At 68.8% G+C, this 25,453-nt stretch carries 24 protein-coding genes and 1 tRNA gene; 11 read left to right on the top strand and 14 right to left on the bottom strand.

The window, feature by feature from the left end:
- Window positions 1-8: 8 nt before the first annotated feature.
- Both C5B97_RS16890 and C5B97_RS16885 read right to left on the bottom strand, forming a co-directional pair.
- Window positions 9-1,748, bottom strand: a complete 1,740-nt coding sequence (locus C5B97_RS16890) for an MDR family MFS transporter (RefSeq protein ID WP_104313229.1) — start codon at window positions 1,746-1,748, stop codon at window positions 9-11.
- 59 nt (window positions 1,749-1,807) lie between these two features.
- Window positions 1,808-2,431 carry a TetR/AcrR family transcriptional regulator gene (locus C5B97_RS16885; protein WP_219819829.1) on the bottom strand — a complete coding sequence of 208 codons (624 nt, stop codon included), beginning with the start codon at window positions 2,429-2,431 and terminating at the stop codon, window positions 1,808-1,810.
- A gap of 114 nt (window positions 2,432-2,545) precedes the next feature.
- Here C5B97_RS16885 and cls point away from each other — a divergent pair, with 114 nt between their 5' ends.
- From cls to C5B97_RS16870, 3 genes are all read left to right on the top strand, one after another.
- Window positions 2,546-4,024 carry a cardiolipin synthase gene (cls, locus tag C5B97_RS16880; protein ID WP_104313227.1) on the top strand — a complete coding sequence of 493 codons (1,479 nt, stop codon included), beginning with the start codon at window positions 2,546-2,548 and terminating at the stop codon, window positions 4,022-4,024.
- A 125-nt stretch (window positions 4,025-4,149) separates the two neighbouring features.
- Window positions 4,150-5,067, top strand: coding sequence for a VOC family protein (locus C5B97_RS16875; protein ID WP_104313225.1), 918 nt, complete (start codon window positions 4,150-4,152; stop codon window positions 5,065-5,067).
- Window positions 5,068-5,189: 122 nt separating this feature from the next.
- The gene (locus C5B97_RS16870) at window positions 5,190-5,402 is read left to right on the top strand and encodes a DUF3072 domain-containing protein (RefSeq protein WP_244296218.1); all 213 of its coding nucleotides are present in this window, start codon (window positions 5,190-5,192) and stop codon (window positions 5,400-5,402) included.
- Window positions 5,403-5,475: 73 nt separating this feature from the next.
- On the opposite strand, the gene C5B97_RS16865 is transcribed toward C5B97_RS16870, so the two are convergent.
- Window positions 5,476-5,549 (bottom strand) — tRNA-Gly (locus C5B97_RS16865).
- Between the two features lie 80 nt (window positions 5,550-5,629).
- Window positions 5,630-5,803 (bottom strand): hypothetical protein, encoded by a 174-nt coding sequence (locus C5B97_RS18030; protein ID WP_181027061.1) that lies wholly within the window; start codon window positions 5,801-5,803, stop codon window positions 5,630-5,632.
- A 47-nt stretch (window positions 5,804-5,850) separates the two neighbouring features.
- Here C5B97_RS18030 and dcd point away from each other — a divergent pair, with 47 nt between their 5' ends.
- The 3 genes from dcd (at window position 5,851) to C5B97_RS16850 (ending at window position 8,302) form a co-directional block, all read left to right on the top strand.
- Window positions 5,851-6,456 carry a dCTP deaminase gene (gene dcd, locus C5B97_RS16860; protein WP_104254259.1) on the top strand — a complete coding sequence of 202 codons (606 nt, stop codon included), beginning with the start codon at window positions 5,851-5,853 and terminating at the stop codon, window positions 6,454-6,456.
- Window positions 6,457-6,596: 140 nt separating this feature from the next.
- Window positions 6,597-7,715, top strand: coding sequence for a VIT1/CCC1 transporter family protein (locus C5B97_RS16855; protein ID WP_104313223.1), 1,119 nt, complete (start codon window positions 6,597-6,599; stop codon window positions 7,713-7,715).
- 5 nt (window positions 7,716-7,720) lie between these two features.
- Entirely contained in the window at window positions 7,721-8,302 is a 582-nt protein-coding gene (locus tag C5B97_RS16850; RefSeq protein ID WP_104313222.1) for an NUDIX domain-containing protein, read from the top strand.
- 273 nt (window positions 8,303-8,575) lie between these two features.
- On the opposite strand, the gene C5B97_RS16845 is transcribed toward C5B97_RS16850, so the two are convergent.
- The 3 genes from C5B97_RS16845 to C5B97_RS16835 are packed head-to-tail and all read right to left on the bottom strand — an operon-like array spanning window position 8,576 to window position 11,612.
- A complete protein-coding gene (locus C5B97_RS16845) occupies window positions 8,576-9,574 on the bottom strand; it encodes a DUF4333 domain-containing protein (protein WP_104313220.1) in 999 nt (332 codons plus the stop codon).
- A 50-nt stretch (window positions 9,575-9,624) separates the two neighbouring features.
- Window positions 9,625-10,530 carry a hypothetical protein gene (locus C5B97_RS16840; protein ID WP_104313217.1) on the bottom strand — a complete coding sequence of 302 codons (906 nt, stop codon included), beginning with the start codon at window positions 10,528-10,530 and terminating at the stop codon, window positions 9,625-9,627.
- Window positions 10,530-11,612, bottom strand: a complete 1,083-nt coding sequence (locus C5B97_RS16835) for a serine protease (RefSeq protein ID WP_104313215.1) — start codon at window positions 11,610-11,612, stop codon at window positions 10,530-10,532. Before C5B97_RS16835 ends, C5B97_RS16840 begins: the two co-directional genes overlap by 1 nt.
- Window positions 11,613-11,778: 166 nt before the next feature.
- Here C5B97_RS16835 and C5B97_RS16830 point away from each other — a divergent pair, with 166 nt between their 5' ends.
- On the top strand, window positions 11,779-12,867 hold the full coding sequence (locus tag C5B97_RS16830) for an LLM class flavin-dependent oxidoreductase (protein WP_104313477.1): 1,089 nt from the start codon (window positions 11,779-11,781) through the stop codon (window positions 12,865-12,867).
- A 3-nt stretch (window positions 12,868-12,870) separates the two neighbouring features.
- Window positions 12,871-14,538 (top strand): methyltransferase, encoded by a 1,668-nt coding sequence (locus C5B97_RS16825; RefSeq protein ID WP_104313213.1) that lies wholly within the window; start codon window positions 12,871-12,873, stop codon window positions 14,536-14,538.
- 38 nt (window positions 14,539-14,576) lie between these two features.
- Here the strand turns inward: C5B97_RS16825 and C5B97_RS16820 are convergent, their stop codons facing one another.
- Window positions 14,577-15,521 carry an NAD(P)-dependent oxidoreductase gene (locus tag C5B97_RS16820; protein ID WP_219819828.1) on the bottom strand — a complete coding sequence of 315 codons (945 nt, stop codon included), beginning with the start codon at window positions 15,519-15,521 and terminating at the stop codon, window positions 14,577-14,579.
- A 132-nt stretch (window positions 15,522-15,653) separates the two neighbouring features.
- Between C5B97_RS16820 and C5B97_RS16815 the strand changes: the two genes are divergently transcribed.
- From C5B97_RS16815 to C5B97_RS16805, 3 genes are read left to right on the top strand one after another with little or no spacing between them, the layout of a single operon-like run.
- Window positions 15,654-17,102 carry a GntP family permease gene (locus C5B97_RS16815; protein WP_104313211.1) on the top strand — a complete coding sequence of 483 codons (1,449 nt, stop codon included), beginning with the start codon at window positions 15,654-15,656 and terminating at the stop codon, window positions 17,100-17,102.
- Between the two features lie 41 nt (window positions 17,103-17,143).
- On the top strand, window positions 17,144-18,415 hold the full coding sequence (locus C5B97_RS16810) for a CaiB/BaiF CoA-transferase family protein (RefSeq protein ID WP_104313208.1): 1,272 nt from the start codon (window positions 17,144-17,146) through the stop codon (window positions 18,413-18,415).
- Window positions 18,412-19,350 (top strand): hydroxymethylglutaryl-CoA lyase, encoded by a 939-nt coding sequence (locus C5B97_RS16805; RefSeq protein ID WP_104313205.1) that lies wholly within the window; start codon window positions 18,412-18,414, stop codon window positions 19,348-19,350. The genes C5B97_RS16810 and C5B97_RS16805 overlap by 4 nt, the downstream gene beginning before the upstream one ends.
- A gap of 24 nt (window positions 19,351-19,374) precedes the next feature.
- Here the strand turns inward: C5B97_RS16805 and C5B97_RS16800 are convergent, their stop codons facing one another.
- The 6 genes from C5B97_RS16800 to C5B97_RS16775 all read right to left on the bottom strand — a co-directional run bounded on the left by C5B97_RS16800 (window position 19,375) and on the right by C5B97_RS16775 (window position 25,431).
- Window positions 19,375-20,181, bottom strand: a complete 807-nt coding sequence (locus tag C5B97_RS16800) for an IclR family transcriptional regulator (RefSeq protein WP_104313203.1) — start codon at window positions 20,179-20,181, stop codon at window positions 19,375-19,377.
- Window positions 20,182-20,190: 9 nt separating this feature from the next.
- Complete coding sequence (locus C5B97_RS16795; protein ID WP_104313201.1) at window positions 20,191-20,655, bottom strand: DoxX family membrane protein; 465 nt, start codon at window positions 20,653-20,655, stop codon at window positions 20,191-20,193.
- Between the two features lie 35 nt (window positions 20,656-20,690).
- Window positions 20,691-21,764 (bottom strand): YbdK family carboxylate-amine ligase, encoded by a 1,074-nt coding sequence (locus C5B97_RS16790; RefSeq protein ID WP_104313199.1) that lies wholly within the window; start codon window positions 21,762-21,764, stop codon window positions 20,691-20,693.
- A gap of 99 nt (window positions 21,765-21,863) precedes the next feature.
- A complete protein-coding gene (locus C5B97_RS16785; protein WP_104313197.1) occupies window positions 21,864-22,892 on the bottom strand; it encodes a CPBP family intramembrane glutamic endopeptidase in 1,029 nt (342 codons plus the stop codon).
- A gap of 123 nt (window positions 22,893-23,015) precedes the next feature.
- Complete coding sequence (locus C5B97_RS16780) at window positions 23,016-24,059, bottom strand: hemolysin family protein (protein ID WP_104313195.1); 1,044 nt, start codon at window positions 24,057-24,059, stop codon at window positions 23,016-23,018.
- Window positions 24,052-25,431, bottom strand: coding sequence for a hemolysin family protein (locus tag C5B97_RS16775; protein ID WP_104313193.1), 1,380 nt, complete (start codon window positions 25,429-25,431; stop codon window positions 24,052-24,054). Before C5B97_RS16775 ends, C5B97_RS16780 begins: the two co-directional genes overlap by 8 nt.
- Between the last annotated feature and the right edge of the window lie 22 nt (window positions 25,432-25,453).

Here is a 25,453-nt window from a genome sequence, read left to right as displayed (position 1 = left end):
ACAGGACGCTAGTCGCGCTGCGGCCCGATGTCAGACGCCTGATCAGGCCCCTCTGCGGCCGATGCCGTCGTCGTCACCGCGCCCGTGCCCGCCGCCGCGCCGACCCGTGCCGTCTCTGCGACACCCGCGTGCGCTGCCCGAGCGCCGCCTCGGGCCGCCGCATCCAGCTCCTCAGCCTCGTCGCCGCCAACCGCCTCACCGCGGGCCACCAGCCCCGCGACATCCGACAGCGGGATCTGCTTCAGGAACAGCGACAGCAGGAACGCGAGGGCGATGAACGGCACGAGGTACCAGAACACGGGCGCCAGCGCATCCGCATACGCCGTGACGATGCCATCTCGTACCTCGTCGGGCAGCTGTGACAACGTCTGCGGGTCGATCGTCGACGTGGCCGCCGCCGCATCCGCCGGGCTGGCCCCGCTCGCCGTGAACACCGACGTCAGGTTCTCGGTGAGGCGCGTCGTGAAGATCGCGCCGAACACCGCCGTGCCGAGCGCCGCACCCACCTCGCGGAAGTAGTTGTTCGTGCTCGTCGCCGTGCCGATCTCCGCAGCCGGAACCGCGTTCTGCACCACCAGCACCACCACCTGCATGATGAGGCCGAGCCCCGCCCCGAAGAAGAACAGGAACACGCAGATCAACCAGACCGGCGTATCCGCCGTGAGGGTCGTCATCGCGACCATCGCGAGCCCCGTGAGCACCGTCCCGATGATCGGGTAGATGCGGTAGCGGCCGGTCTTCGAGATCAGGATGCCGGACGCGATCGACGTGCCCATGAGGCCCGCCATCATGGGCAGCATGAGCAGACCGGACGCCGCCGCCGAGGTGCCGGACGACATCTGCAGGAACGTCGGCACGAAGCCGATCGCCGCGAACATGCCAATGCCCAGCGTCAGCCCGATGGCCGTCGCGTTCACGAAGATCGGGTTCTTGAAGAGACCGAGCGGGATGATCGGGTCCTCGGCGCGCGACTCGACGAAGACGAACAGTGCTGCCGCAACCAGCAGTCCGAGACCCCACGCCCACGTGACCATCGAACCCCAGCCGTGCTCGGCATCCGCACCGAAGTCGGTGAAGAAGATGAGGCACGTCGTTGCGGCCGAGAGGAAGATGACGCCGAGGTAGTCGATGCGCTTCGTCGCCTTCTTGCTCGGCAGCTTCAGTGCGACGACCGCGATGATGAAGGCCGCGATGCCGACGGGGATGTTGATGTAGAACGCCCACTGCCACGTCAGGTGGTCGACGAAGTAACCGCCGAGAAGCGGGCCGCCGACCGCGGAGAGGCCGAAGACCGCACCGAGCGGGCCGAGGTACTTGCCGCGCTCGCTCGCCGGCACGATGTCGGCGATGATCGCCTGCGACAGGATGATGAGGCCGCCGCCGCCGAGTCCCTGCAGGGCGCGGAACACGACGAACGCCCAGAAGCTGTCCGCGAAGGCGCACCCCACGGAGGCGAGCGTGAAGATCGCGATCGCGACGAGGAACAGGTTCCGCCGCCCGAGGACATCGCCGAACTTGCCGTAGATCGGCATGACGATGGTCGTCGCGAGCAGGTAGGCCGTCGTGATCCACACCTGGTGGTCGACGCCGCCGAGCTCGCCGACGATCGTGGGCATCGCGGTCGACACGATCGTCTGGTCGAGGCTCGAGAGCAGCATTCCTGCGATGAGGGCGCCGAAGATCGTCCAGATCCGGCGCTTCGTCAGCAGGAACTGCGGCTCGGCAGGCGCGTGTGCGGTGGAGGTCATGCGTTGGTCCGTTCGAAGAGTGCGGTGGGGGATGCGGCGAACCGCGGGAGGGGGGAGGGTCAGCGCTGCAGCACGGCGCGCATCGCGTCGACGCGCCTGCCGACGATCGCCTCCATGTCGTCGGTGTTGTCGGTCGTGAAGAACTCGAACGCACTCGCCCGCATGATCGACATGAGGATCTGCACGGCGGCGGAGGCGCGGAGGTCGCCGGCGGGGAGCCCCTCGCGTCGCTCGACGAGTGCCACGTCGCGCTTCTCGTCGCTCGACATGTGCTCGAGCACACGCTTGAAGAGGCGCGGCTCCTGGTCGATGACGGCCATGACCTCGCGCACGCGCTCGGGGTAGGGTTCGGGATCGTTTATCCGCCACCGCTCGAGTGCGAGACGGGTGAGCGCCTCGAGGAGGTCGGGGCTCAGGTGCTTGCTCTGCGGGTCACCGCCAGCCACGAAGTCCTCGTCGAGGTGCGCCGTGTCGCGCCGAGCGGAGATGCCGAGAACTGCGTCTTCCTTCGATGCGAAGTAGTTGAAGAACGTCCGCCGGGAGATCCCGACCTGCTCGCAGAGCTCCTCGATCGTGAAGCCGGCGAGTCCTGCATCGAGGGCTCGCCTGCGGGCGGCCGCCGCGAGGTCGCGGCTCATCTGCGCCATCTTGCGGGCGCGCAGGCTCGTTGCACTATCGGTCACAAGTGCAGTATTGCACTTCCAGCCGGAAGTGCAACAAGCCTTCCGAGTGGATGCGAGGCCTCGCCACGCGCATCCGTTGCCCTACGCTGTCCCCTAGTACCCCGAGGAGACCAGATGGCCGAGATTCCGCACATCACGATCAGCGCCGGCTTCATCTTCGCGATCATCGACCTGATCATCCGCGTCATCGCGATCATCGTCGTGCCCCGCAACCGCAAGCCGAGCGTCGGCATCGCATGGCTCATGGCCATCTTCCTCATCCCGTACGTCGGCGTCGTCGCCTTCCTCCTGCTCGGCAGCTTCCGCCTCCCCGCCAAGCGCATGGAGCGCCAGCAGGAGGTCACGACCTTCATCAACATGGCCGTCTCGAGCGTGGAGGTCGAACCCACCGAGCACACCGACCCGCCGTGGTTCGACTCCGTCGTCGCCCTCAACCGCACGTACACGGCGATGCCGCTCATCAGCGACAACGAGGTGGTGCTGCAGGGAGGCTACGAGGAGACGATCCTGGCGATGGCCGCCGAGATCGACACGGCCGAGAAGTGGGTGCACATCGAGTTCTACATCCTCGCCTGCGACCACACCACCCTCCCCATCTTCGATGCCCTCGACCGGGCAGCCGCCCGCGGCGTGAGCGTGCGCATCCTGCTCGACCACATCGCGTCCATCCGAGTGCCCGGGTACCGCAAGCACACGCTGTCACGCCTCAAGGCCCTCGAGCGGGCAGGTGCCGAGTGGCACTACATGCTGCCGGTGCGTCCGTGGCGCGGCGAGTACCAGCGGCCCGACCTGCGCAACCACAGGAAGCTGCTCATCGTCGACGGCAACTCCGCGTACCTCGGCTCGCAGAACGTCGTCGACTCCACATACAACAAGCGCGGCAACATCCGCCGCGGGCTCCACTGGCACGACCTCATGGTGCGCCTCGAGGGTCCGGCCGTGCACGCCGTCAGCGCCGTCTTCATCACCGACTGGTACTCGGAATCGGGCACGATCATCCCCGAGGACCTCACCGACGTCGAGACCATGCCGCAGGAAGCGCGGATGGACTGCCAGATCGTGCCGAGCGGTCCCGGCTACCCCAGCGAGAACAACCTCCGTCTCTTCCTCAATCTGCTCTACGTCGCCCAGAAGTCGATCATCATCACGAGCCCCTACTTCGTTCCAGACGAGTCGATGCTGTACGCGATCACCACTGCAACCGCGCGCGGTGTGGTCGTCGAGCTGTTCGTCTCCGAGATCGGCGACCAGGCGATGGTCTACCACGCGCAGCGCTCCTACTACGAGGCGCTGCTGCTCGCGGGGGTGCGCATCTGGATGTACAAGTCGCCGACGATCCTGCACGCCAAGCACTTCACGATCGACGACGAGGTCGCGGTCATCGGGTCGTCGAACATGGACATGCGCTCGTTCTCCCTCAACTTCGAGGTGTCGCTCATGGTGCGCAGCGCCGACTTCGTCGAGGACCTCCGCGAGGTGCAGCAGGACTACCGCGAGCATTCGCGCGAGCTCACCATGTTCGAGTGGCGCAAGCAGCCGATGCGCTCGACCGTGCTCGACAACCTCGCGCGGCTCACGGCGGGATTGCAGTAGGCGCAGTCTGGATGTTCGCTCCGACCCGGAGTCCGGGCGCGCGGCCAATGTCGGTAGTCGGGAGTAACTTTGCCAGTGGGGTCGACTGGGCCCGGAACCACCGACGCGTGCAGGAGTAGCGAGTCATGCAGAAGATCATCCCGAACCTCTGGTTCAACAAGAACGCCGAGGAAGCGGGCGAGTTCTACGCTTCCATCTTCCCGAAGACGACGACGTCAGTGGAAGCCAGGTATCCCGAGACCGACCTCCTCGACTTCCAGAAGGAGTTCGCCGGCCTCCCGCTCGTCGTGGGCGTGGAGATCGACGAGTACCGGTTCACGCTCATCAACGCGGGCGACCAGTTCAGGCCCAATCCTTCGATCTCGTTCATGCTCAACTTCGACCCCCGCGTGCTCGGTGGAGACGCGGCGTCGGCACGCGAGGAGATCAACCGGGTCTGGGCAGGGCTCAACGAGGGTGGCAAGGCCCTCATGCCGTTGCAGGATTACCCGTTCAGCCCGCACTACGGCTGGATCGAAGACCGGTACGGCGTGAGCTGGCAGCTCATGCTCGTCGACCCCGACGGGCTGAGCACGGCTGACGAGCCTCGTCCATTCATCGTCCCGAGCCTCATGTTCGGTCGCGAAGCGCAGAACAGGGCGCGCGAGGCCATCGACCTCTACGTATCCCTGTTCCCGGAGTCCCGTATCGGCACCGTCGCCGAATATCCGGCTCCGTCAGGCCCGGCTGTGGCCGGGGCGATCATGTACGCCGACTTCCAGCTTGCGGGGCAGTGGTTCGCCGCCATGGACAACGGTGCCGGACAGGAGTTCGGCTTCGACTGCGGCGTCTCGCTCGAGGTCGACTGCTCCGACCAGGCCGAGATCGACCGCTACTGGGATGCACTCACCGCCGTACCCGAAGCGGAGCAGTGCGGATGGCTGGTGGACAAGTTCGGTGTCAGCTGGCAGATCGTGCCCGCGAACATGGGCGAGCTGATGGCGAGGCCAGGGGGGTACGAGCGCATGATGCAGATGAAGAAGATCGTGATCGCCGACTTCTGATTCCTAGCACCCCGAGGTGCGCTGGCCACCCGGATTCGAACACATATTCCCAGCATCCGTCGGGCCGCCAGCCAGGAGCGCCACCTACTGTCGCGGACATGGCAGAGACACACGAAGGTGAAATGCTCGGCGCGACCGAGCCTGGAGAGAACGGTACCGAGAAGGACCCGTCGACGTGGGTCACCGGTGATGAGCCGATGACCGGCGCGCAGCGCAGCTACCTCGACACGCTCGCTCGCGAGGCCGGCGAGGAGATCCCTGCGGACATCACGAAGGCGGAGGCGTCGGAGCACATCGACCGGCTGCAGCACGAGACCGGTCGCGGCGAGAGCTGACCGCGGCGCCTGCCTCCAGAAGGCGAGAACGGCCAGGTCGGAATGCGAACAGCATCCGGCCTGGCCTTCTTCGTGGAGCGGATGACGGGAATCGAACCCGCGCTATCAGCTTGGGAAGCTGAAGTTCTACCATTGAACTACATCCGCGCACCCGCCGGCACTCGGCCTGCGGACTCGACCATCGTACATGCACGCCGCTTCGAGACCGCAAGGGCGCCCGGTCGGCGTCAGTCGCGTTTTGTGACGAGGGCCCGGATCACGAAGAACACGATGATAGCGACCACCGCGACGATGCTCAGGCGGGCCACCATCCACGCCAGGTGGAAGAGCACATCGACAAGCCACCACGCGATGACGACGGCCACGACAACCCCGATGACGGTCCACACGTTTCTGCTCACGGGCTGAGCCTAGCCGTCGGCTTCCGGCGAGCAACTAGGCTGGCGACGTGCTTCTCAGCGATCGGGACATCAAACAGGGCGTCGAGACTGGCCGCATCGGCCTTGAGCCGTACGAGCCGGGGCTCATCCAGCCTTCGAGCATCGACGTGCGCCTCGACCGGTACTTCCGGCTGTTCGACAACCACCGGTACCCGTTCATCGACCCGTCGGAGGAGCAGCCAGAGCTGACCCGGCTCGTGGAGTCGAAGCCCGACGAGCCGTTCGTCCTGCATCCGGGGGAGTTCGTCCTCGCCTCCACGTTCGAACGCGTCACCCTCGGCGACGACGTCGCCGCGCGCCTCGAAGGCAAGAGCTCGCTTGGCCGCCTCGGACTCCTCACGCACTCCACGGCCGGCTTCATCGACCCCGGCTTCACCGGACACGTCACCCTGGAGCTCTCCAACGTCGCGACCCTGCCGATCAAGCTCTGGCCGGGGATGAAGATCGGGCAGCTGTGCTTCTTCCAGCTCTCGAGCGCCGCGGAGCACCCCTACGGGTCAGCGATCTACAGCTCCAGGTACCTCGGGCAGCGCGGACCGACCGCATCCCGCTCCTTCATGAACTTCACGCGCGCGGACGTCTCCGTGACCGAGGCCGGCGCCCCCGGGCAGTGACCCTGAGCCCCGCTCAGGTGCGCCGAACATCTCCGCGAGGTTGCGGAAACCAGGAGGCGCGCGCGTAGCGTTGGCTGAACGTTGCCAACGATGCCCGTGCTCCACAGGGCTCGAGGCATCCGCACGAAGGATGCACGGCCATGCCACAGACACCACCGCCAGTCCCGGGGACCGGGGATCTCACGCGGGAACCCACCTCGGCGGACATCCGCCGCTGGCGCCGCTACCTCGCCGACGAACGCGCCGAGGGTTCCGTCTACCGGGACCTCGCCGCGAAGCGTGAAGGTGAGGAGAGGGAGATCCTCCTCGGCCTCGCGAACGCTGAGGTGCGCCACGAGGAGCATTGGCTGCGGCTGCTCGGCCCTGCCGGCGACGGCGGCGTCCGCGCCCACCTCGGCACGCGCCTCTTCGGGTGGTTCGCTCGCCGCTTCGGCTCCCTGTTCGTGCTTGCCCTCATCCAGCGGGCCGAGTCGAGGTCCCCGTACGAGCGAGAAGCGGATGCGACGCCGGGGATGGCCGCCGACGAGCGCATCCACGAAGAGGTCGTGCGCGGCCTCGCGATGCGCAGCCGGTCCCGCATGTCTGGCATGTTCAGGGCTGCCGTGTTCGGAGCGAACGACGGCCTGGTCTCGAACCTGGCCCTGGTGCTCGGCATCGGCGCGACCGGCGCTCCGACCGTCATCATCCTCGCGACCGGCCTCTCCGGGCTGCTCGCCGGCGCCCTCTCCATGGCGGCCGGAGAGTACGTCTCGGTGCGGTCGCAGCGCGAACTGCTGCAGGCATCCACGCCCAGCCCTGACACGCCGCAGACCATTCAGCGGCTCGACGTCAACGCGAACGAGCTGGAGCTCGTGTACCGGGCGCGGGGCATGGACGAGGCCGAGGCGCGCAGGTACGCGCATCGCGTGTTCGCGCTGCAGGGAGCCGACCCAGCCTCGGGCCCCATCGCCCTGCAGGCAGCCGATGAGGAGCACGAAGAGCTCGGCACCGCGTGGACAGCGGCGCTCTCGAGCTTCGGCTTCTTCGCCGCCGGCGCACTCCTGCCGGTGCTGCCCTACATCTTCGGCATGAGCGGGCTGACGGCCGTCATCGTCTCCGCGATCGTCGTCGGCATCGCGCTGCTCACGACCGGCGCCATCGTCGGCGTGCTCTCGGGCGGCCCGCCGTGGCGCCGCGCGGGACGCCAGCTGCTCATCGGCTACGGAGCGGCCGCCGTCACCTACGTGCTGGGCCTCATCTTCGGTGTTGCGGTTGGATAGGCCCCATGCCGATTCCTGAATTCGTCGCCGACCTGCGTGCCAAGATCGGGCCGGAGCATCCGCTCTGGCTTGCCGGTTCGACCGCCGTCATCATCCGCCCGCGTGCACGCGCGGGCGACCTGTCGCCGGTCGAAGGATCTCGGCCGGCTGGCGAGGCTGTGCCCGCCGACGAGGAGGTGCTGCTGGTTCGCCGCTCCGACAACGGGGTGTGGAGTCCCGTGACGGGCATCGTCGACCCCGGTGAGCATCCCGCGACAGCCGCCGTGCGGGAGAGTCTCGAGGAGGCGATGGTCGAGGTGCGCGTCGACCGGCTCGTGCGGTTGAGCGTCTCGCCGAAGATCGTCCACGCGACGGGTGACCGGGCGCAGTACTGCGACCTCGTCTTCCGGTGCACGTGGGTCTCCGGCGAGGCTGCCGTCGGTGACGACGAGTCGGTGGACGTCGCCTGGTTCCCAGTGGATGCGCTCCCCGCCATGCCCGAGCACCTCGCGTCGCGCGTCGCGGTCGCGGTGGCTGACCGCCCCGAATGCGAGCTGCTCGTCGATGGCGTCGCGCTGCCGATCGTCGGGCCGAACGGGACCGCGTAGCGCCGGCGAGTCAAGGCCTTCGGGCCGAAGGGGCTGGGACGGGCTGTGGCGGGGCCGACTCGGAGCCCGCCTGTCCAAAATGAGTGCGATTTCCAGCCGATTGAAGCTTGGGCGGGCTCAGCGCACTGATATCGCACTGATGTTGGACAGCCTCTTGACCCTGCCGTCTCGCGCGGACGGGCTGGGACTCGGCCGCTTGCCGGTCAACGGGCAGTCTGGAGGCTGGCGGCGTCTGCGTCCTGTGACCCGCGTCCGCTCGGTGACCGGCGGAGGTTACTCGGGCGCGCCGACGACGACCTGGCCGTCGGCGGAGGAAACGGTGACGGTCACCGACTGGTCCTGCTCCGCGTAGGTGAACGTGCACTGGAACTCGGAACCCTGGTCGGCCTTCACCTGCTCCGGGCAGTTGACATCGCTGACTTCCACGAGCCCGAAGTCGTCCTGCAGCACGCGAGTCACCTCCGCCTGCAACGGCTCCGCCGCAAGAACACTGCCGTTGCTCTCCCCGATGAAATAGCCGCCGAGACCCGCGATGAGCGCCGCCGCCGGGATCGCGAGGATGAGCAGCAGTCGTGAGTTGCGGCGCGGCTTGCCGTTCGGAGTGGGGCCGGCCGCAGCGAAGCCGGAACCGGGGGCCCCTGGCGTCGGGTAACGCGTCGGCTGCTGATAGCCAAAGCCCTGAGTCGGAGGAATCCCGGTTGACGGAGCTCCGTTCGAGGAGCCGTATCCACCGCCAGGAACGCCGTACCCCGTGTTCGGTGTGGCATAGCCGGAACTCGTCGCCGACGGTGCGCCGTAGCCGGAGTTGGTCGCCGAGGGTACGCCGTAGCCGGTCCTGGAGCCCGCGCCGGTCGCAGTTCCCGTGCCCGCGCCGCCGGGAGGCATGGCCGAAGCGGCCGAGTACCCGGCCTGCGGATACTGCTGACCTGGCTGTGAGTACTGCTGGTCGGGCCGGCCCTGCTCGTTGCCCCGGCCCGGCCCCGCAGTGTTGGTCGCGCCGTGTTGGCCGTGCTGTCCGGAACCGTACGAGCCGTGCTGATTCTGTTGCGACTGCTGCCCGTACTGGCCCTGCTGTGGGGTCTGGGGGTTGGGCGCCCCGTGCCCGGTTGCGGCGTCCTGCCCGTTCGGCCGACCCTGCCCAGGGTCTTGGGTGCGAGGGCCCTCTTGGGTGCGAGGGTCCTGCTGGGTGCGAGGGTCCTGCTGGTTCCGCGGGTCGCCTGGGTTGCGCGGATCGTACGGCCGCTGCGGGCCGCCCTGCGGTGGGAAGGTCATCGTGCTGCCTCCAGCTTGCTTGCTGCTGCGTTCATGAACCCGGCCAACCCCTAGCCGGTCCTTGCGTTTCCGATGGCGTCCCAGAAGGCACTGGCCTGGTCTGCGGTGACGTTCGTCACGTATTGCGGCGCGAGCGACGCCGGGTCGTCCGGCAGATCGTCGGCGGTCGGCGTTCCCGTGATCTCGAAGCCGAACTGCACCTCCACGTCGAGGGACGCCGCGTCCATCGTGCCGTTGACCTCGATCTTCTGGATGATGCCGTCGGTGCCCACCCACACGTGCAGGGGGAGGAGCGTGCCGAGCTCGTCCTCGCTCAACTGCGAGCGCAGGTCGTCGCCCAGCGTGTACAGCCCCGCCGCTTCCAGGGAGTCGAAGGTGACCGCGGACGTGAAGTGCTTGCTGCCGTCAGCGGAGACCTCGAGCTTCTCGGGCAGCTCCTCGCCGTTGCTCTCCTTCGAGAGCTGCCACGCCTCGACGAGATTGCACATGAAGATGACGGTGCCGAGGATGCACGTGCGCTGAGGGTCGTTCGCCCGGTCGAGGTCGCCCATCGGCAGCCGAGCCCACGGCGTCGCCACGACCGTCGTGTACGCGCTGCCGAAGAGGTAGTACGTGAACCCGCTGCCGGCCATGTGGACCTCGTCGATCGACGTTCCCGGCTCGGCCGTCGATTCCTTCGTGACGTAGGACGCGCCGACCACGGTCGTCTCGTGCTGCGTGCTGAGCGTCGCCCCCGTCGAGGCCTTGCCGTGCGTGTAGGCGGTCGCCGAGAAGTTCTCGACCCCGGCGAGACCCTCGACGAGCGAGTCGCCGAGCAGCTCAGCGCCCGTGTCGGCGTGGTACTCGAGTTTCGCCTCGTGGTTCGCGACCGCCGTGGGCGTCGTCGTCGCGCATCCCGTCAGCACCAGCCCGACGAGCAGCGCCGTCGCGCCCGCCACCAGCCGCTGCGTGCGCATCAGGACCCCCCGAGCTCGTCGTACAGCGAGAGTGCGGTCTGGCCGAGGACCGAACCCTCCCAGCGGAACGGGGGATTCGCGGACGAGAGGACGGTCGACGACGTCGCGGCGACGTAACCGGCGCCGACGACCTTGTCGTAGTAGACGAGCCAGGCCCCGCCGGATCCTCCCGGCGTCATGCTGCACATGTGCGTGTAGCCACCTGCCGAGCCTTCCTTCCACTGGCTGGAGGCGCACATGTACTCCTCCGACCCGTCGTAGGGGCTCGCGCTCGGGTAGCCGACCTGCGTGATCGCCTTGGCGGGCACGCCGAACGCGATGCCCTGGCCGCCCGTCACGTCCTGGATGCGTTGCCCGTCTTTCTCCTCCATGACGAGGAACGCGAAGTCGTTGTTCCATCCGTCGCCGTACACGCCCTGGTCGCCGTAGTTGGCGTTGTCGAGGAAGTGCTGCGGGATGCTGTAGTCGGTGGCCGCCCAGCGCCCGTATGGCTGCTCGGCGCCGTCGCCGCGGTCGCCGGGGATGAAGACGACGTTGGTCGCGACGGCCTTGTTGCTCTCGAAGTCGACGAGGCAGTGCGCCGCGGTGACGACGATGTTGCGCTCGCCCGAGTTCACGACCGTCGCCGAGCAGACGGCGAGGCCGCTCGCGAACGACATGTAGAGGCGACCGAAGGTGGATGCGCCGAGCCCGGCCCGGTCGAACGGCACAGCCTCGGTGACGTCGCCGTAGCCGTTCGGCGACTCCGCTGCGGGCACCGCCGTCGTCGGAGCGACGAACGCGCCCGTCGCGGGGTCGCCGACGCCCACCGTGATGCCGTTGTCTGGAGAGGTGTAGTCGAAGCCCTCGGCGTTCTTGAACATGTCGGGGTCCGACCAGAAGTCGTGGGACTCCTGGGGCGACGACTCGAACGAGTCGCGCAGGCTGACCGTTCCCCCCTCGATGGGGGCGTCCACCGCGTCGTAGCCGTTGGCAGACGGGACGGCAGTTGCGCTCACGGAGCACCCCGCGAGCAACACGACCGCGGCAAGCGCGCCGATGCTCGCGAGCAGCGCCCGCGGTCGGCGACGATGTCGAATCATGGGGTCTCCTTCGGCACGCTGGGTATGCCGTTCCTGGTCATGCTACGCAGGGCCACCGACAGTCAGGCCGCGAACTGGCCGAAAACCCAGGTGACGGGGAGTTCTCCCCTGGAGGCTGCCGAAGTCGTCCAGGAATAGCGGCGGGATGGCGCACGTTGCCCTTGCCATGCCAGGAACGACCAAGCTCTCCGTGCTCGACCTCATCCCGGTCTCCGAGGGGCAGACGAGCGCCGACGCGATCGCCGCATCACGTCGCCTCGTGCAGCGTGCCGACGAGCTGGGGTACCACCGGTACTGGGTCGCCGAGCACCACAACACGGAGCTCGTCGCCTCGACCACCCCTCCGGTGCTGCTGGCGGCCCTCGGAGCGGGGACCAGCCGCATCCGCCTCGGGTCGGGTGGCGTGATGCTGCCCAACCACGCCCCCTTCGTGGTCGCCGAGCAGTTCGCGGCCCTCGAGTCCGTCTACCCCGGGCGCATCGACCTCGGATTGGGGCGTGCCCCCGGCACCGACCCGTTCACGGCCGCCGCCCTGCGCCGCGATCTGTCGCGTGACCGCGTCGACGAGTTCCCGAACGACGTGCTCGAGCTGATGGGATTCCTCGGCGATGTGCGCGACGAGCACGATCGCGAGGTGCTCAACCGTCTCCGCGTGACGCCGGGCGCCGCCACCCACCCCGAGATCTGGCTGCTCGGCTCGAGCCTCTACGGGGCCGAGCTCGCCGCCGCCTTCGGTCTGCCGTACACCTTCGCCCACCACTTCGCGATGCACGCCGACCCGAAGGCCGCGGCAGACCACTACCGCGAGCATTTCGTGCCGTCTCCGGTGCTGGCAGAGCCGCACTTCATGGTGTCGGTCTCCGCGATCTCCGCCGACACCGTCGAGGAGGCCACTCGCCTCGCGCTCCCGAGCCGGGCCGCGATGCATCAGATCCGCTTCGGCCGACCCACCCGTGTCCTCACGCCAGACGGCGCCGCGGCGTACGCCGCGCGCATGCAGGACCGCTCGCTCTTCGACGCGACGACCGGCACGCAACTGGTCGGAACCCCCGAGATGGTGGCTGATGGCATCGACCGGCTCGTCGAGCGGACGGGCGCGGACGAAGTGCTCCTGGCCGCCACGACGCACGACGTCGAGGTGCGCATCCGCACCATCGAGGCGCTCGCCGAGCTCAGGGACCCCGCTGCCTGGGAGTCGCGCGACTTGGCTGATCGGGCGTCGCGCGCGACTGTCGGTGCGCATCCGCATAATTGACGGGTGACTTCCCACGCGCGCCATGCCAGCTCAGCCTCTTCTCGAGACGCCTTCACCTTCGACGACCCGAGCGACGCTCCCGACAGCACCGACGAGGCGCTCCTCCGCGCGCTCGCGGTGACGTTCGCCGAGGTCGGCTTCACGGTCGACGGCGTCGAGTCGCGCCTCGGCGCGGAGGCGGCGGATGCGCTGCACCGGGACCTGCTCGAGCCCGCCTCGTTCGCGCTGTCGCGTGAGCCAGACGACGCGCTCGCAGCGCTCATCCGCCTGTTCGTGCTCGCCGAGCCAGTGGAGGTGGGCGACGTGCCGGCCCTCGAAGAGCTACTGGCGGCCCGGCTCGTCGAACGCCTGCCGCGTGTGGCGCCGGGGGATGCGAGCGGCGAGGAGCTCGCCGACGAGCTCGTGACCGCGCTTGTCGATGTGCGCCCGTACGCGAGCGAGGGTGTGAACGGCGACGTCGAGATGTGGGTCGCCTCCGACCTCGGTGGGGTGCAGCTCGGCCGCGACCGGCCACTGCGCCGCGACCACGTCGTCGGCATCGGGCCGGCGACGACCCTGCTCGCGCAGCTCACCCCGCGCGAGCCGGTGGCCCGCGCGCTCGACCTCGGTGTCGGCATGGGGGTGCAGACCATGCACCTGCTCGCGCACACGCGCCACGTCGTGGCGACCGACATCTCCGAGCGCGCCCTCGCATTCGCGAAGTTCAACCTGCTGCTCAACGCCGCGGCCCTCGGCATCGCGCCAGGCGGCCTCGACGACCGCGTGAGCCTGCGCCTCGGCAACATGCTCGAGCCCGTCGCCGGCGAGCAGTTCGACCTGTTCGTCTCGAACCCGCCGTTTGTCATCACGCCCCGCCGCGAGGGTGAGGAGGGCAGCGACCAGTACACGTACCGCGACGGAGGCAAGCCTGGCGACAGCATCGTCGAGGGGCTCGTCCGCGAGCTCGGCACGGTGCTCGCACCCGGTGGCGTCGCGTGCATGCTCGGCAACTGGGAGGTGCGCGAGGGCGACGCGACCTGGCACTCGCGCATCGAGACATGGCCAGCGGGCGACGTCGACCTGTGGGTCGTGCAGCGCGAGGACGCGACGCCCGTCGAGTACGCCGACATGTGGTTGAAGGACGCGGCCGAGAACGCAGAGCTGTCGAGCTGGCAGCACGCGTTCCGCCGCTACCTGCAGGACTTCGCGAGCCGCGATGTGGAGCGCATCGGCATGGGCATGTTCTTCCTCCGCCGCACGCACGAGGGGGCCGTCGGCGGCCCGCTTCGCCGCTTCGAGCACCTCACGCACGCCCTCGGCCACCCGCTTGCCGAGCACATCCGCGACGGCTTCGAGGCCATCACCTGGCTGCGCGGCCTCGACGACGCCGAGCTCTTCGACGAGCCGCTCATCGTCGCCGGCGACGTCACCGAGGAGCGCCACTCGCGACCGGGCGACGAGGACCCGAGCATCATCATGCTCCGCCAGGGCGCCGGGTTCCGCCGCACGATGTCGATGTCGACCGAGCTCACGGGCTTCGTGTCGGTGTGCGACGGCGAGCTCGTCGGCTCGCAGATCGTCACCGCCATCGCCTCGCTCGTCGACGTCGAGGAGGAGGCGCTGCGCGAGAGCCTGGTCCCCGACGTGCGCGAGCTCGTCGCGCTCGGCTTCCTCGCGCCGCGCTGGCGCTAGGGGCGGAGCCGGCGCGGCGCTCGGCGGTCAGCTGCGCGTCATCTCGACGCCACGATGTTCTCGGGCGTCTCCCCGTTCAGGAGCGCACGGAGCTGCCGTGCGATGAGCGCGACTATGCGAGGGTGCATGGCCGAGGAGGCGCCCCCGACGTGCGGCGTGATAAGCACGCCGTCGAGCCCCCACAGCGGGTGCTCTGGCGGGAGCGGCTCCGGGTCGGTGACGTCGAGGGCGGCGCGGATGTGGCCGGTCTCGAGCGCGCGGACGAGCGCGTCCGTGTCGACGACCGGGCCCCGCGCGACGTTCACGAGCAGCGCGCCGGGTCGCATGGCCGCGAGGAAGGCGTCGTCGACGAGGTGCCTGGTCTCTTCCGTGAGGGGAACCGTGAGGATCACGACGTCGATCTCCGGCAGCAGGCCACGCAGGCTCGAGATGGGGTGCACGAGGCGCGCCCCGCCCGGGCCGCCGGCGCGTGCGGTGCGCGCGAAGCGGAGCACTCGCGCCTCGAAGCCGTCGAGGCGCTTCTCGATGGCCTGACCGACGCCGCCGTAGCCCACGATGGCGACGGTGCGGTCGGCGAGGCTCTGACCGGGGAGCTGCTGCCACCGCCCGCCCTGGGCCGCGATCGAGTACTCCGGGAAGCGTCGCAGCGAGGCGAGCGCGAGGCCGAGCGCGAGCTCCGCCGTCGAGGCCTCGTGCACGGAGCGCGCGTTGGCGACCGTGTGCCCGGGCGGCAGGTGCGCGACGATGTCCTCGTAGCCGATGGTCTGCGCCTGGACGAGCTGGGTTGTCGTTGCCCCGAGGTTCGCGACGAGGTGGGGGTCCTGCTGGTAAGGGAGGACCACGAGCTCGATGTGCGCAGAGGGTGACGGCGTCGCCAGGTCCCAGGTGATGCACTCCACGCGGTCGGCGAGGTCGAGCTGCGCGATGTCCGCTGCGAGTGCCGGTGTCGGCACCGAGATACTGACCCTCGATTCCTGGATCACGATGTGGACCCTTGCTTACATAATGAGTTCATGCACATAATGTAAGCCGGATGCGGACCCAGGCCAAGCCCCCATCCGCTTCCCCTCGAACCGGCCGGGGCACCGCGCGAGACCCACCTCGATTGGACGACAATGACGTCAGAGATCATCACCATCATCCACACCGCGATCGCCATCCTCGGCGTCGTCGTGCTCATCACCCGCTTCCGCCTGAACCCTGCGGTCGCGCTGGTCATCGGCTCCCTCTACCTCGGGCTCGCGACGGGGAACTCGCCGACCGACACGATCGGGACCATCACCGGCGGCTTCGGCGAGATCATGGCAGAGGTCGGCCTCCTCATCACCTTCGGCGTGCTGCTCGGCTCGATGCTCAGCGAGATGAACGCCATCCAGCGGCTCGTCTCGCACCTGCTGCGCATCTTCGGCCCCAAGGGGCTCCCGTACGCCATGGGGCTCACGATCGGCACCGTGCTCCAGTCGATCTTCCTCGACGTGCTCCTCGTCATCTCCGCGCCGCTGGCCCGCAAGATGGCGCCGCTCATCGGCAAGCACGGCACACCGCGCATCGCGACCGCCCTCGCCATCGGCCTCGAGTGCGGCATCGTCTTCATGGTGCCGGGCGTCGCCGCCCTCGCGCTCGCCGGCGTGCTCGGCGTTCCCCTCGGCCAGATGCTGCTCTTCGGCCTCATCGTGATCGTGCCGACCATCGTCATCTCGATCTTCATCATGACGCTGCTGTTCCGCATCGGCTTCTGGAAGGAGAAGCTCGACGAGACGCAGCCCGTCGAGGGAGAAGACGCGGCGGACGACAGCATCGACGGTTCCCCCGAGCCCGTCGGACCGCTCAAGACCGAGAACATCCCCGTCGGCGACCGACTCAGCAAGGTCGGCGGAGTGCCCCGCGGCGTCGCGGTCGCCGAGCGCACCACCAGCTCCGAGCCCAAGCTGATCCTGCTCTTCTCCCCGCTGCTGCTCTGCCTGGCGCTCATCGCCACCGGCGCGATCCTGCAGATCGCCGGCATCGAGATCGACGCGCTGGTCCTCATCACCGACCCGGTCTTCGCCCTGCTCCTCGCGGTGCTCGGCACGAGCGTCATCGGCAGGCTCACGGTCGGCGTCAAGGCCGTCGAGAAGTCGGTCGTCGCGGGCTTCCGTGAAAGCGGCCAGATCCTCATCCTCACGGGCGTCGGCGGCGCGCTCGCCGCGACCGTCGCGGCGACCGGGCTCGGCGACATCCTCGGGCAGGCGTTCGGCGCGCACAGCTTCGCGCCGCTCCTCATCGTCTGGGCCATCGCCGCCGTGCTGCACGTCGCCGTCGGCTCGGTCACGATCTCCGCGATCACCGCGGCAGGCATCCTCGCTCCCATCGCCTCGGTGATCGGGCTCGACCCGATCCTCATCGCCCTCGCTGCCGGTGCCGGCTCCCTGTTCGCCGTGCACGTCACGAGCAACACGTTCTGGCTCCTCCAGTCGCTGCTCGGCCAGACGACACGAGGCACACTGAAGACGTGCACCGTCGGTGTCTCCGTCGCCTCGATCGTCGCGCTGCTGGTGACGCTTGTCCTCAGCATCTTCATCTGACCCGCACGCTCCGACCGATCACCAGTCCGGAAAGGACCGACATGCACACCAACGCCAACATCGCCCCGCTCAAGGGAGTCCGCGTGCTCGAGCTCGGGAACTTCATCGCGGCCCCCACGGCAGGGCGGATGCTCGCCGACTTCGGCGCCGAGGTCATCAAGGTCGAACGCCCCGGAACGGGAGACGAGCTGCGCTCATGGCGCCTGCACCCCGGTTCGACGACGTCGATGCTGTTCCACACCATCAACCGCAACAAGAAGTCGATCACGCTCGACCTCCGCACGGAGGAGGGGAGGGATGCGGTGCGCGCGCTCGCCGCCGACTGCGACGTCATCCTCGAGAACTTCCGGCCCGGCACGATCGAGCGGTGGGGCATCGGTCCCGACGTGCTCGACGAGATCAACCCCGGCATCGTCATCGGCCGTATCTCCGCGTTCGGGCAGACGGGCCCGCTCTCGAGCAGACCCGGGTTCGCGGCGGTCGCCGAGGCGATGGGCGGGTTCAGGAACCTCGTCGGCGACCCGGACCGCGCCCCGGTGCGTGTCGGCGTCTCCATCGGCGACTCCATCGCGGGCGTGTACGCCGCCTACGGCGTGATGATGGCGATGTTCCAGCGCGAGCAGCGCCGTGGTGCCGGCCTCGGGCCAGCTCCGCTCGAGGAGCGGGTCATCGACGTGGCCCTCAACGAGGCCATGTTCTCGATGATGGAGTCCCTCATCCCCGACTACCAGGCTCACGGCGTGGTCCGCGAGCGGGTCGGCGGACGAATGGAGGGGATCGCCCCCACGAACGCCTACGTGTGCGCGGACGGGAAGAGCGTCGTCATCGCCGGCAACGCGGATGCGATCTTCGTGCGTTTCATGGGCATCATCGGCCGCCACGACCTCGCGGGCGACCCTGGGCTCGCGACGAACAACCTCCGCTGGGAGCGCCGCGACGAGCTCGACGCGGCGATCGGCGCGTGGACGGCGACGATGCCGGCCGACGAGGTCCTCGACATCCTCGACGACGCGGGCGTCCCATCCGGCCCCATCTACACGGCCGAGGACATCAGCGAGAGCCCGCAGTACGCGGCCCGCGACATGATCCAGAAGTTCGACGTGGCCGACGGCGAGCAGACGGTCGAGGGGGTCGGGTTCCCCGGCATCGTCCCGGTCCTCGGCGGCGCGTCCCTCCCCATCCGCACCCTCGCGCCCCAGCTTGGACAGGACACCGAGGCGGTGCTCGCCGCCTACGCCGGCCTCGCGCCGCGGGGGCAGCTCGACGACACCAAGACCCAGCTCGACGACGACAGCAAGGTGGAGACACGATGAGCCAGAACCCGATCACCGATGCACGCCTGCGCGACGTCACGCTGCGGGACGGCCTGCAGCTCACCGGCAAGCTGCTGTCGACGGACCGCAAGGTCGCCCTCGCTCGCGAGCTCCTCGCCGCCGGCGTGCCAGAGCTCGAGATCGGCTCGATGGCGCGCGGCGACCTCGTCCCGCCCATGGCCAACACGCTCGAGGTGATCGAGGCGCTCACGCCGGAGGAGCTCGAGCGCAGCTGGGTGTGGGTCGCGACCCCGCGGCACATCGAGAAGGCCGCGGCAGCCGGCGCGAAGAACTTCCAGTACTGCCTCTCCGTCTCCGACGCCCACAACCAGGCGAACATCGGCCGCACCACGGACACGAGCCTCGCCGCCATGCCGGACGCCGTCGCCCTCACCCGTGAGGCCGGCGGGCGCATCCAGCTGTGCCTCGCCACCTCCTTCACCTGCCCGTTCGATGGGCAGGTCGACCCAGACCGGGTCATACAGATCGCCAACGATCCCCGCGCCGAGGGTGCTGCGGACATCGTGATCTGCGACACCCTCGGGCAGGCGCACCCCGGACAGGTGTCGTCGCTCATCTCGCGCGTGGCCACCGAGACGCCGCAGCGCGAGATCGTCTTCCACGGCCACGACACGTGGGGCGCCGGCGTCACGAACTCGATCGCGGCCGTGCTCGCGGGCGCGGCAGTCGTCGACGGCGCGCTTGGCGGCCTCGGCGGCTGCCCCTTCGCTCCGGGCGCCAGCGGCAACACGGCCACGGAGGACCTGCTCTTCGCGATGCGCCCCGAGTGGCTCACTCCGGCGGCGTTCGCCCAGATCGTCCGCGAGTCGGAGGCGCTGCTCGACGACCTCGGCGAGCCCAACCGCTCGAAGGCGCGCCAGGGTGCCCGTTCGAAGGCTCCCGCGTTCGAATGGGTCGTGCCGGCCTCGCTCTGACGGCTGCCAGCCGAGCGCCCGCTGTCAGTCGGTGGCGGGGGCGCGCCCGCCGATCAGGCGAGTCGCGCGTTCGGCCGTCTCGACGAGCATCGGGGCCCACTCCTCGAGCATGTGCGGCTTGATGCGCGCGGCGGGCCCGCTCACGCCCATGGCCATGCGCACCCGCCCGCTCGGCTCGAACACCGGGGCCGCAAGGCCGACGAGCCCGTCGATGCGCTCGTTGCGCGTGATCGCGAACCCGTCCCGTCGCGTCTGATCGAGCACCCCTCGCAGCTCGGCCGGGTCGGTGATGGTGCTCGCCGCGAGGTCCGGGATGGGGTGGGCGAGGATGCTCTCGCGCAGGTCATCGTTCCAGGCGAGAAGGACCCGTCCCGCGGAACCGACCGTGAGCGGCGCGACCTTGCCGACGTGCACATCCTGCTTCAGCTCGTGGCGGGTCTCGTCGACGGCGATGCAGACGCGGTAGTCGTCGTCCGCCCTGAACAGCGTCGCGCTCTCCCCGGTCGCCTGTCGCAGCTCGCGGAGCAATGGCGCGAGCAGGTCGATGGCCTTGATGCCTCGCACGGCAGGCGCCGACCAGTACGCCATCTTCAGCCCGATTCGGAAGCGATCGTCGTCGCGGTCGAGGAAGCCCTGCGCGACGAGGTTCGTGACGAGACGCTGCGTGGTCGAGGTCGGGAGCCCGGTCCTCGACCTGATCTCCGCGAGTGACAGCGACGGCGACTCGAGCGTGAAGCTATCGAGGATGTCGGTGATCTTGCCGAGCACGAGCAGCGGGGCGACCCCGGAGTTTCCGGTGGCGGGCGAGGCTGCGCTGCCGGGATCTGTCATAGGAGAAATCTAGAGCATCCGTCCCCGGCGGAACGGCTCGAGCAGTTCGCGACGGTCGCGCCACGCGCCGGTCGACCAGATCGCCAGCCCGATGAGCAGCACCTGGAACGGGAGGCGGATGAGCCGGGCCGCGTCGGTGTCGAGCCCGAACGCATCCGTCCCCGTCACGTACTGGGAGATGTTGCCGGGGAAGACGGCAACGAAGAACGCCGCGACGGTGAAGCCGACCGCGACCCGCCATCGCCAGGCCGCGATGAGCGCCAGCCCGAGCAGCACCTCGACGACACCGGATGCGAGCACCACGAAGTCCGCATCGAGCGGCAGCCAGGTCGGCACCTGCGCCTGGAAGTCCTCGCGGGCGAAGCTCAGATGCGCGATGCCGGCAAACAGCAGGAACCCACCGAGGACGACGCGCGCGATCGTCCTCGGGAGCGAGGTGCGCTGAACCTTGGCAGGGGGAGTGGTCGGAGGCATCCACCCAGTCTGCTCCCTCGGCGTGGCCGATCCGCTCAGACGGCCGCGTGGAGGGCACGCAGAGCTTCGATGCCGCCTTCCTGGTATGTCTGCCGTTGCCGCGCGGCTCCCGTCCCGAAGCGGAAGAGACGGTCAACGCCCGAGCGGATCTCGTCGCCGTCCCCGAACGCATCCGCGGCAGGACCGACGTGGGAGAGCAGGGCATCCGCGACCGCGCGGGCCCCCGCCAGCTCGCCCGTCACCGGGTTCAGGAGCCGTGCGTCGATCCCATCACGGGCGGCCTGCCAGAGCGACGCCTCGAGCAGCTCGGGAGGCAGGTCGGCGAGGGCGCCACCGGCCTCGCCGTCCTCAGTCGCCGTGACCAAGGCCCGGCAGATCAACGCAAGCAGCACCGTCTCGCGCGTCTCGAGCTGCGCGTCGAAGACCCGGAACTCGATCGTCGGGTGGTTCGCGGAGAGACGCATGTTCCACGCCACCGAGCCAGCATCGATCGTTCCTCCAACCCCGACAAGACGTTCCATTCGTTGCCGATAGTCCTCGGCATCGACGAACACCGGAGGGCAGTCGTGAGTGGTCCACCGCCGCATCTGGATGGTGCGCCAGCTGTCGAACCCAGAATCCTCTCCACGCCAGTGCGGCGAATTGGTGCTCAACGCGAGCAGCACCGGCGTCCAGCCGCGCACGGCGTTCATGATCCGCACACCCTCTTCACGTGAGGAGATCCCCACGTGCACGTGGATGGCGTTGATCTGGTGCTCCCGCACGAGGCCCCGGTACTCGCTCGCGAGCTCCCCGTACCTGGCTGTCTCGGTTGCGTGCGGCTCACCGGGGACAAACGGCACCGCCCCGTGCCAGGGCGCGACCCTGGCATGATCGGCGGCCGAGTTGAGTGCCGCTCGGTAGGCGTTGAGGTGCGTGTGCGCCTCCCGCGCCGACCGGAGCACGGGCGAGCAGTACTCGACCTGCGAGTTGAGGAACTCGCGGGTGACGAGGGAGCGAAGGCGCCCATCGTGGCGGAGCCCCTCGAGCACTTGTGCGGAGGCTGGCCTCGGCTCGAGCGTGCGCGGTTCGACGAGCATCGCCTCCTCCTCGATGCCGAATGTCTCCATCGATGTCCCCTTCCCCCAGACATCCGCTTGGCGATTCGCGTGAGCTCACCGCGGATGCATCCTCGTGGCGGCATCAAAGCAGAGGTGGCCTGAACTTCGTCAGGGAGTTGACGAAGCGGCCGTCGGCTGCGGCCCACGACGGCCTGCGAGCACTTCGGCGGGCTTCGGCGGCGCGAACTGCTTCGTCGCGAGCAGCACGCCGACGAAGATCAGCGGCACGATCCACCCCGTCCAGCCGAGGATCGTGGCCTGCGTCGTGTCGACCTCTTCGCCCGCCGCAGCGAAGAGCAGGTACGAGCCGGCGGCGGCGTTGAACGCCCCGTGCGCGAGGGCCGCCGGCCACACCGACTCCGAGCGGATGCGCAGCCACGCGAACACGGCCCCGACCAGGATGCACATCCCCGTCATCATGGCCAGCGCGAGCCAGCCCGGCGCATCCACGTAGTTGTAGCCGAGCAGGATCAGCGGCGCGTGCCAGACGCCCCAGATGACCCCCGAGATGAGGAGCGCGGGAACGGTACCCAACCGGAGGAGCTTCGGGAGCAGCCAGCCGCGCCAGCCCAGCTCCTCGCCGAGGGCGGGGATCAGGTTGAGGAACGCCCCGAGCGGGATGCTCGCGAGCTGCAGCAGCACGAGCACGGCGACCGGGATGGGGAGCTCCAGATTGCCGACCCCCTCGGCTGCGAGCTGCTCGTCGAGCATCGCCTGGAAGCCGGAGAAGTTCACGAGGTCCATCGCGTAGACGCCGAACAGGGCGCCGATGGGCAGCGCGACGAACACGAGCGCCACCGGGACGACGACGGCGAGCGCAAGGTAGGCGATGAGCCGTCCGACGGGCTTCAGCGGCACGATCCCGAGCGCACGCCATGGCCTCGCCGGACGCTCGATGGCGAAGACCGCGACGAGCGCCGCGATGGCTGGCGTCATCATCATGGCGATCGAGATGACCGGGAACCACGGGTTCGCGAGACCGTCGCCCAACCACAGGGGCAGGGTCACGAGCCACGGCAGGCCGAAGGCCAGAGCGAGGAAGACGCCGACCGAGAGCTTCTCCCGCCCGCTCGCAGTGGTGGTGGTCTGGGCGGTCTGTGGGGTGGGCTGCACCTCACCACCCTCTCGTTTCGCCATGTGCACTGTCAACGAGCGACGACAGGCAGGTGCCGGATGCGCATACAGCTGCACCCGGAAACCAAGGATGCCCCCGCCCGTTTCCGGGCGGGGGCATCCTCGAGCTGGTCTCGACCGTGTCGGCTAGTTCGCAGCGGCGGTCGCGTTGACCTCGCCGACGAGCACCTCGAGGACGTCCTCGAGGAACAGGAGGCCGGTCACGTTGCCCTCGGAGTCGAGGGCCTTCGCGACGTGCGCCCCGCGGTCACGGAGCACCGCCATTGCGTCCTCGAGTTCCGCATCCCGCGACACGGAGACGAGGCTCCGCAGTCGCTTCTGCGGGATCGGGGCCGTGAACACGTCCGGGGCCATGAGGTCCATGACGTCCTTCATGTGGATGTAGCTCGTCGGCTCACCGCGCTCGTCGGTGACGACGTAGCGCGAGAAGCCGTGCTCGGCGACGGCCTTCTGCACGTCGATGGGGCGCGCGCCCGCAGGCAGGAGCACCATCTCGGCGATCGGCACATCCACGTCGCTGACCCGCTTCTCGGTGAACTCGAACGCGCCCGCGAGCGTGCCCGACGCGTCGTTCAGTGTTCCCTCGCGGGTCGACTGCTCGACGATTCCGGCCACTTCCTCGAGCGTGTACGTGCTCGTCGCTTCGTCCTTCGGCTCGACCTTGAAGAGGCGCAGCACGCCGTTCGCGATCGTGTTGAGGCTCCAGATGATCGGGTTGAAGATCTTGGAGACCACGACGAGCGGCGGGGCGAGCATGAGGGAGGCGCGGTCCGGCACCGAGAACGCGAGGTTCTTTGGGATCATCTCGCCGAACACGACGTGGAGGAACGTGACGAGCACAAGCGCCACCGCGAACGCGATCACGCTGATGAGCTCGGCCGACAGCGCGGTGAGCCCGAGAGGGATCTCGAGGAGGTGGTGGATGGCCGGCTCGGAGACGTTCAGGATGAGCAGCGAGCAGACGGTGATGCCGAGCTGGCTGGTCGCCAGCATGAGCGTTGCGTGCTCCATCGCCCAGAGGGTCGTCTTGGCGGCGCGGCTGCCCCGCTCAGCAAGGGGCTCGATCTGCGACCGCTTCGCGGAGATGACCGCGAACTCGGCGCCGACGAAGAAGGCGTTGCCGATGAGGAGGACGAACAGCCACAGGATTCCTGGCAGGTACTCACTCATTGATCATCGCCTCCTTGACTCGCTCGTGCGCTCTGTCGTGAGCGAGCTCCTGATTGCTCATGAGGCTCTGGTCTCCGTCTGGCTCGTTCGGCAGGTAGCGGACCCGCACGATGCGGGTGCCGTCGATGCGCTCGACGCGCAGGGTGCCGGCCTCGATCTCGACCTCATCGCCCAGTTCGGGAAGGCGCTCGAGGGTGTCGGTGATGAAGCCGCCGACGGTGTCGTAGTCGCCGTCCTCCGGAACTTCGATCGCGAGGCGGTCGAGCACCTCGTCGGGACGCCAGGAGGCGTCGAACGTGACCGAGCGGCCGCGCCGGATGAACCCGGTCTGGTGCCGGTCGTGTTCGTCTTCGAGTTCGCCGACGATCTCCTCGACGAGGTCCTCGAGGGTGACGATGCCTGCGGTGCCGCCGTGTTCATCCACGACGACGGCGACTTGGTGTCGCTCGGCGCGCAGCAGGGTCAGCAGGGCGGAGGCGCCCATCGACTCCGGCACGCGCAGCGCCTCGGTCTGCAGCTGGCCGGCCGTGACCTCATCGTGTGTCTCGACGGGCACCGCGAACGCCTGCTTCGCGTGCACGAAGCCCGTGATGTTGTCGGGCGTCCCGTCGACGACGGGGAACCGGGAGAACCCGGTCTCGATGGCGAGGGCGATGATCGCCTGCGCCGTGTCGTCGACTTCGATGCTCGCCATGCGCACGCGGGGTGTCATGACGTCGGACGCGTCGTGCTCGGAGAACTTGAGGGTGCGTCGCAGCAGTGCTGCGTCGTCTTCCTCGAGGAGCCCGGAGAGCGCGGAGTGCCGGATGAGGTAGGAGAGCTCGTCGGCGCTTCTGGCACCGGAGAGCTCCTCCTTGGGCTCGATGCCCATGGAGCGGATGATGGCGTTCGCCGTGTTGTTCAGGAGCAGGATCACGGGCTTGAACACCGTCGTGAAGAGCGCCTGGAACGGGATGACGATCTTCGCTGTCGCCCGTGGGAGGGCGAGCGCGAAGTTCTTGGGGACGAGCTCGCCGATGATCATCGAGAACAGCGTCGCTAGGACGATGCCGACGATGGCTCCGACGACGGGCACGAGGCCCTCGGCCACCCCGAGGCCCTCGAGGGGCTCTGCGAGGAGGGAGCTGACGGCCGGCTCGAACGTGTATCCCGTGAGCAGGGTCGTGAGCGTGATTCCGAGCTGCGCGCTGGAGAGGTGTGTCGACGTGATCTTCAGGGCCTTGATGGTTGGCCCGAGTCGTTTCTCTCCGCGGCTCTGCCGGTTTTCGAGATCGTTTCGGTCGAGGTTGACGAGCGCGAATTCACTCGCGACGAACAACCCGGTTCCTACTGTGAGAACGAGGCCGATGCCGAGCATCACCCATTCGTTCATGCGTGGTGCCTCCAGACTGTGG

Source organism: Pseudoclavibacter sp. RFBB5 (assembly GCF_002931555.1).
Lineage (GTDB): Bacteria > Actinomycetota > Actinomycetes > Actinomycetales > Microbacteriaceae > Pseudoclavibacter.
Note: the sequence above shows the minus strand (reverse complement) of the source record. Positions and strands in the feature narration are given on the sequence as shown.

Excerpts from the sequence above, each read along its gene's own strand:
- C5B97_RS16890 (WP_104313229.1), bottom strand. The coding sequence starts at position 1,748 with ATGACCTCCACCGCACACGCGCCTGCCGAGCCGCAGTTCCTGCTGACG.
- cls (WP_104313227.1), top strand. The coding sequence starts at position 2,546 with ATGGCCGAGATTCCGCACATCACGATCAGCGCCGGCTTCATCTTCGCG.
- C5B97_RS16875 (WP_104313225.1), top strand. The coding sequence starts at position 4,150 with ATGCAGAAGATCATCCCGAACCTCTGGTTCAACAAGAACGCCGAGGAA.
- C5B97_RS16870 (WP_244296218.1), top strand. The coding sequence starts at position 5,190 with ATGCTCGGCGCGACCGAGCCTGGAGAGAACGGTACCGAGAAGGACCCG.
- C5B97_RS16855 (WP_104313223.1), top strand. The coding sequence starts at position 6,597 with ATGCCACAGACACCACCGCCAGTCCCGGGGACCGGGGATCTCACGCGG.
- C5B97_RS16850 (WP_104313222.1), top strand. The coding sequence starts at position 7,721 with ATGCCGATTCCTGAATTCGTCGCCGACCTGCGTGCCAAGATCGGGCCG.
- C5B97_RS16845 (WP_104313220.1), bottom strand. The coding sequence starts at position 9,574 with ATGACCTTCCCACCGCAGGGCGGCCCGCAGCGGCCGTACGATCCGCGC.
- C5B97_RS16840 (WP_104313217.1), bottom strand. The coding sequence starts at position 10,530 with ATGCGCACGCAGCGGCTGGTGGCGGGCGCGACGGCGCTGCTCGTCGGG.
- C5B97_RS16835 (WP_104313215.1), bottom strand. The coding sequence starts at position 11,612 with ATGATTCGACATCGTCGCCGACCGCGGGCGCTGCTCGCGAGCATCGGC.
- C5B97_RS16830 (WP_104313477.1), top strand. The coding sequence starts at position 11,779 with ATGCCAGGAACGACCAAGCTCTCCGTGCTCGACCTCATCCCGGTCTCC.
- C5B97_RS16815 (WP_104313211.1), top strand. The coding sequence starts at position 15,654 with ATGACGTCAGAGATCATCACCATCATCCACACCGCGATCGCCATCCTC.
- C5B97_RS16810 (WP_104313208.1), top strand. The coding sequence starts at position 17,144 with ATGCACACCAACGCCAACATCGCCCCGCTCAAGGGAGTCCGCGTGCTC.
- C5B97_RS16805 (WP_104313205.1), top strand. The coding sequence starts at position 18,412 with ATGAGCCAGAACCCGATCACCGATGCACGCCTGCGCGACGTCACGCTG.
- C5B97_RS16800 (WP_104313203.1), bottom strand. The coding sequence starts at position 20,181 with ATGACAGATCCCGGCAGCGCAGCCTCGCCCGCCACCGGAAACTCCGGG.
- C5B97_RS16795 (WP_104313201.1), bottom strand. The coding sequence starts at position 20,655 with ATGCCTCCGACCACTCCCCCTGCCAAGGTTCAGCGCACCTCGCTCCCG.
- C5B97_RS16790 (WP_104313199.1), bottom strand. The coding sequence starts at position 21,764 with ATGGAGACATTCGGCATCGAGGAGGAGGCGATGCTCGTCGAACCGCGC.
- C5B97_RS16785 (WP_104313197.1), bottom strand. The coding sequence starts at position 22,892 with ATGGCGAAACGAGAGGGTGGTGAGGTGCAGCCCACCCCACAGACCGCC.
- C5B97_RS16780 (WP_104313195.1), bottom strand. The coding sequence starts at position 24,059 with ATGAGTGAGTACCTGCCAGGAATCCTGTGGCTGTTCGTCCTCCTCATC.
- C5B97_RS16775 (WP_104313193.1), bottom strand. The coding sequence starts at position 25,431 with ATGAACGAATGGGTGATGCTCGGCATCGGCCTCGTTCTCACAGTAGGA.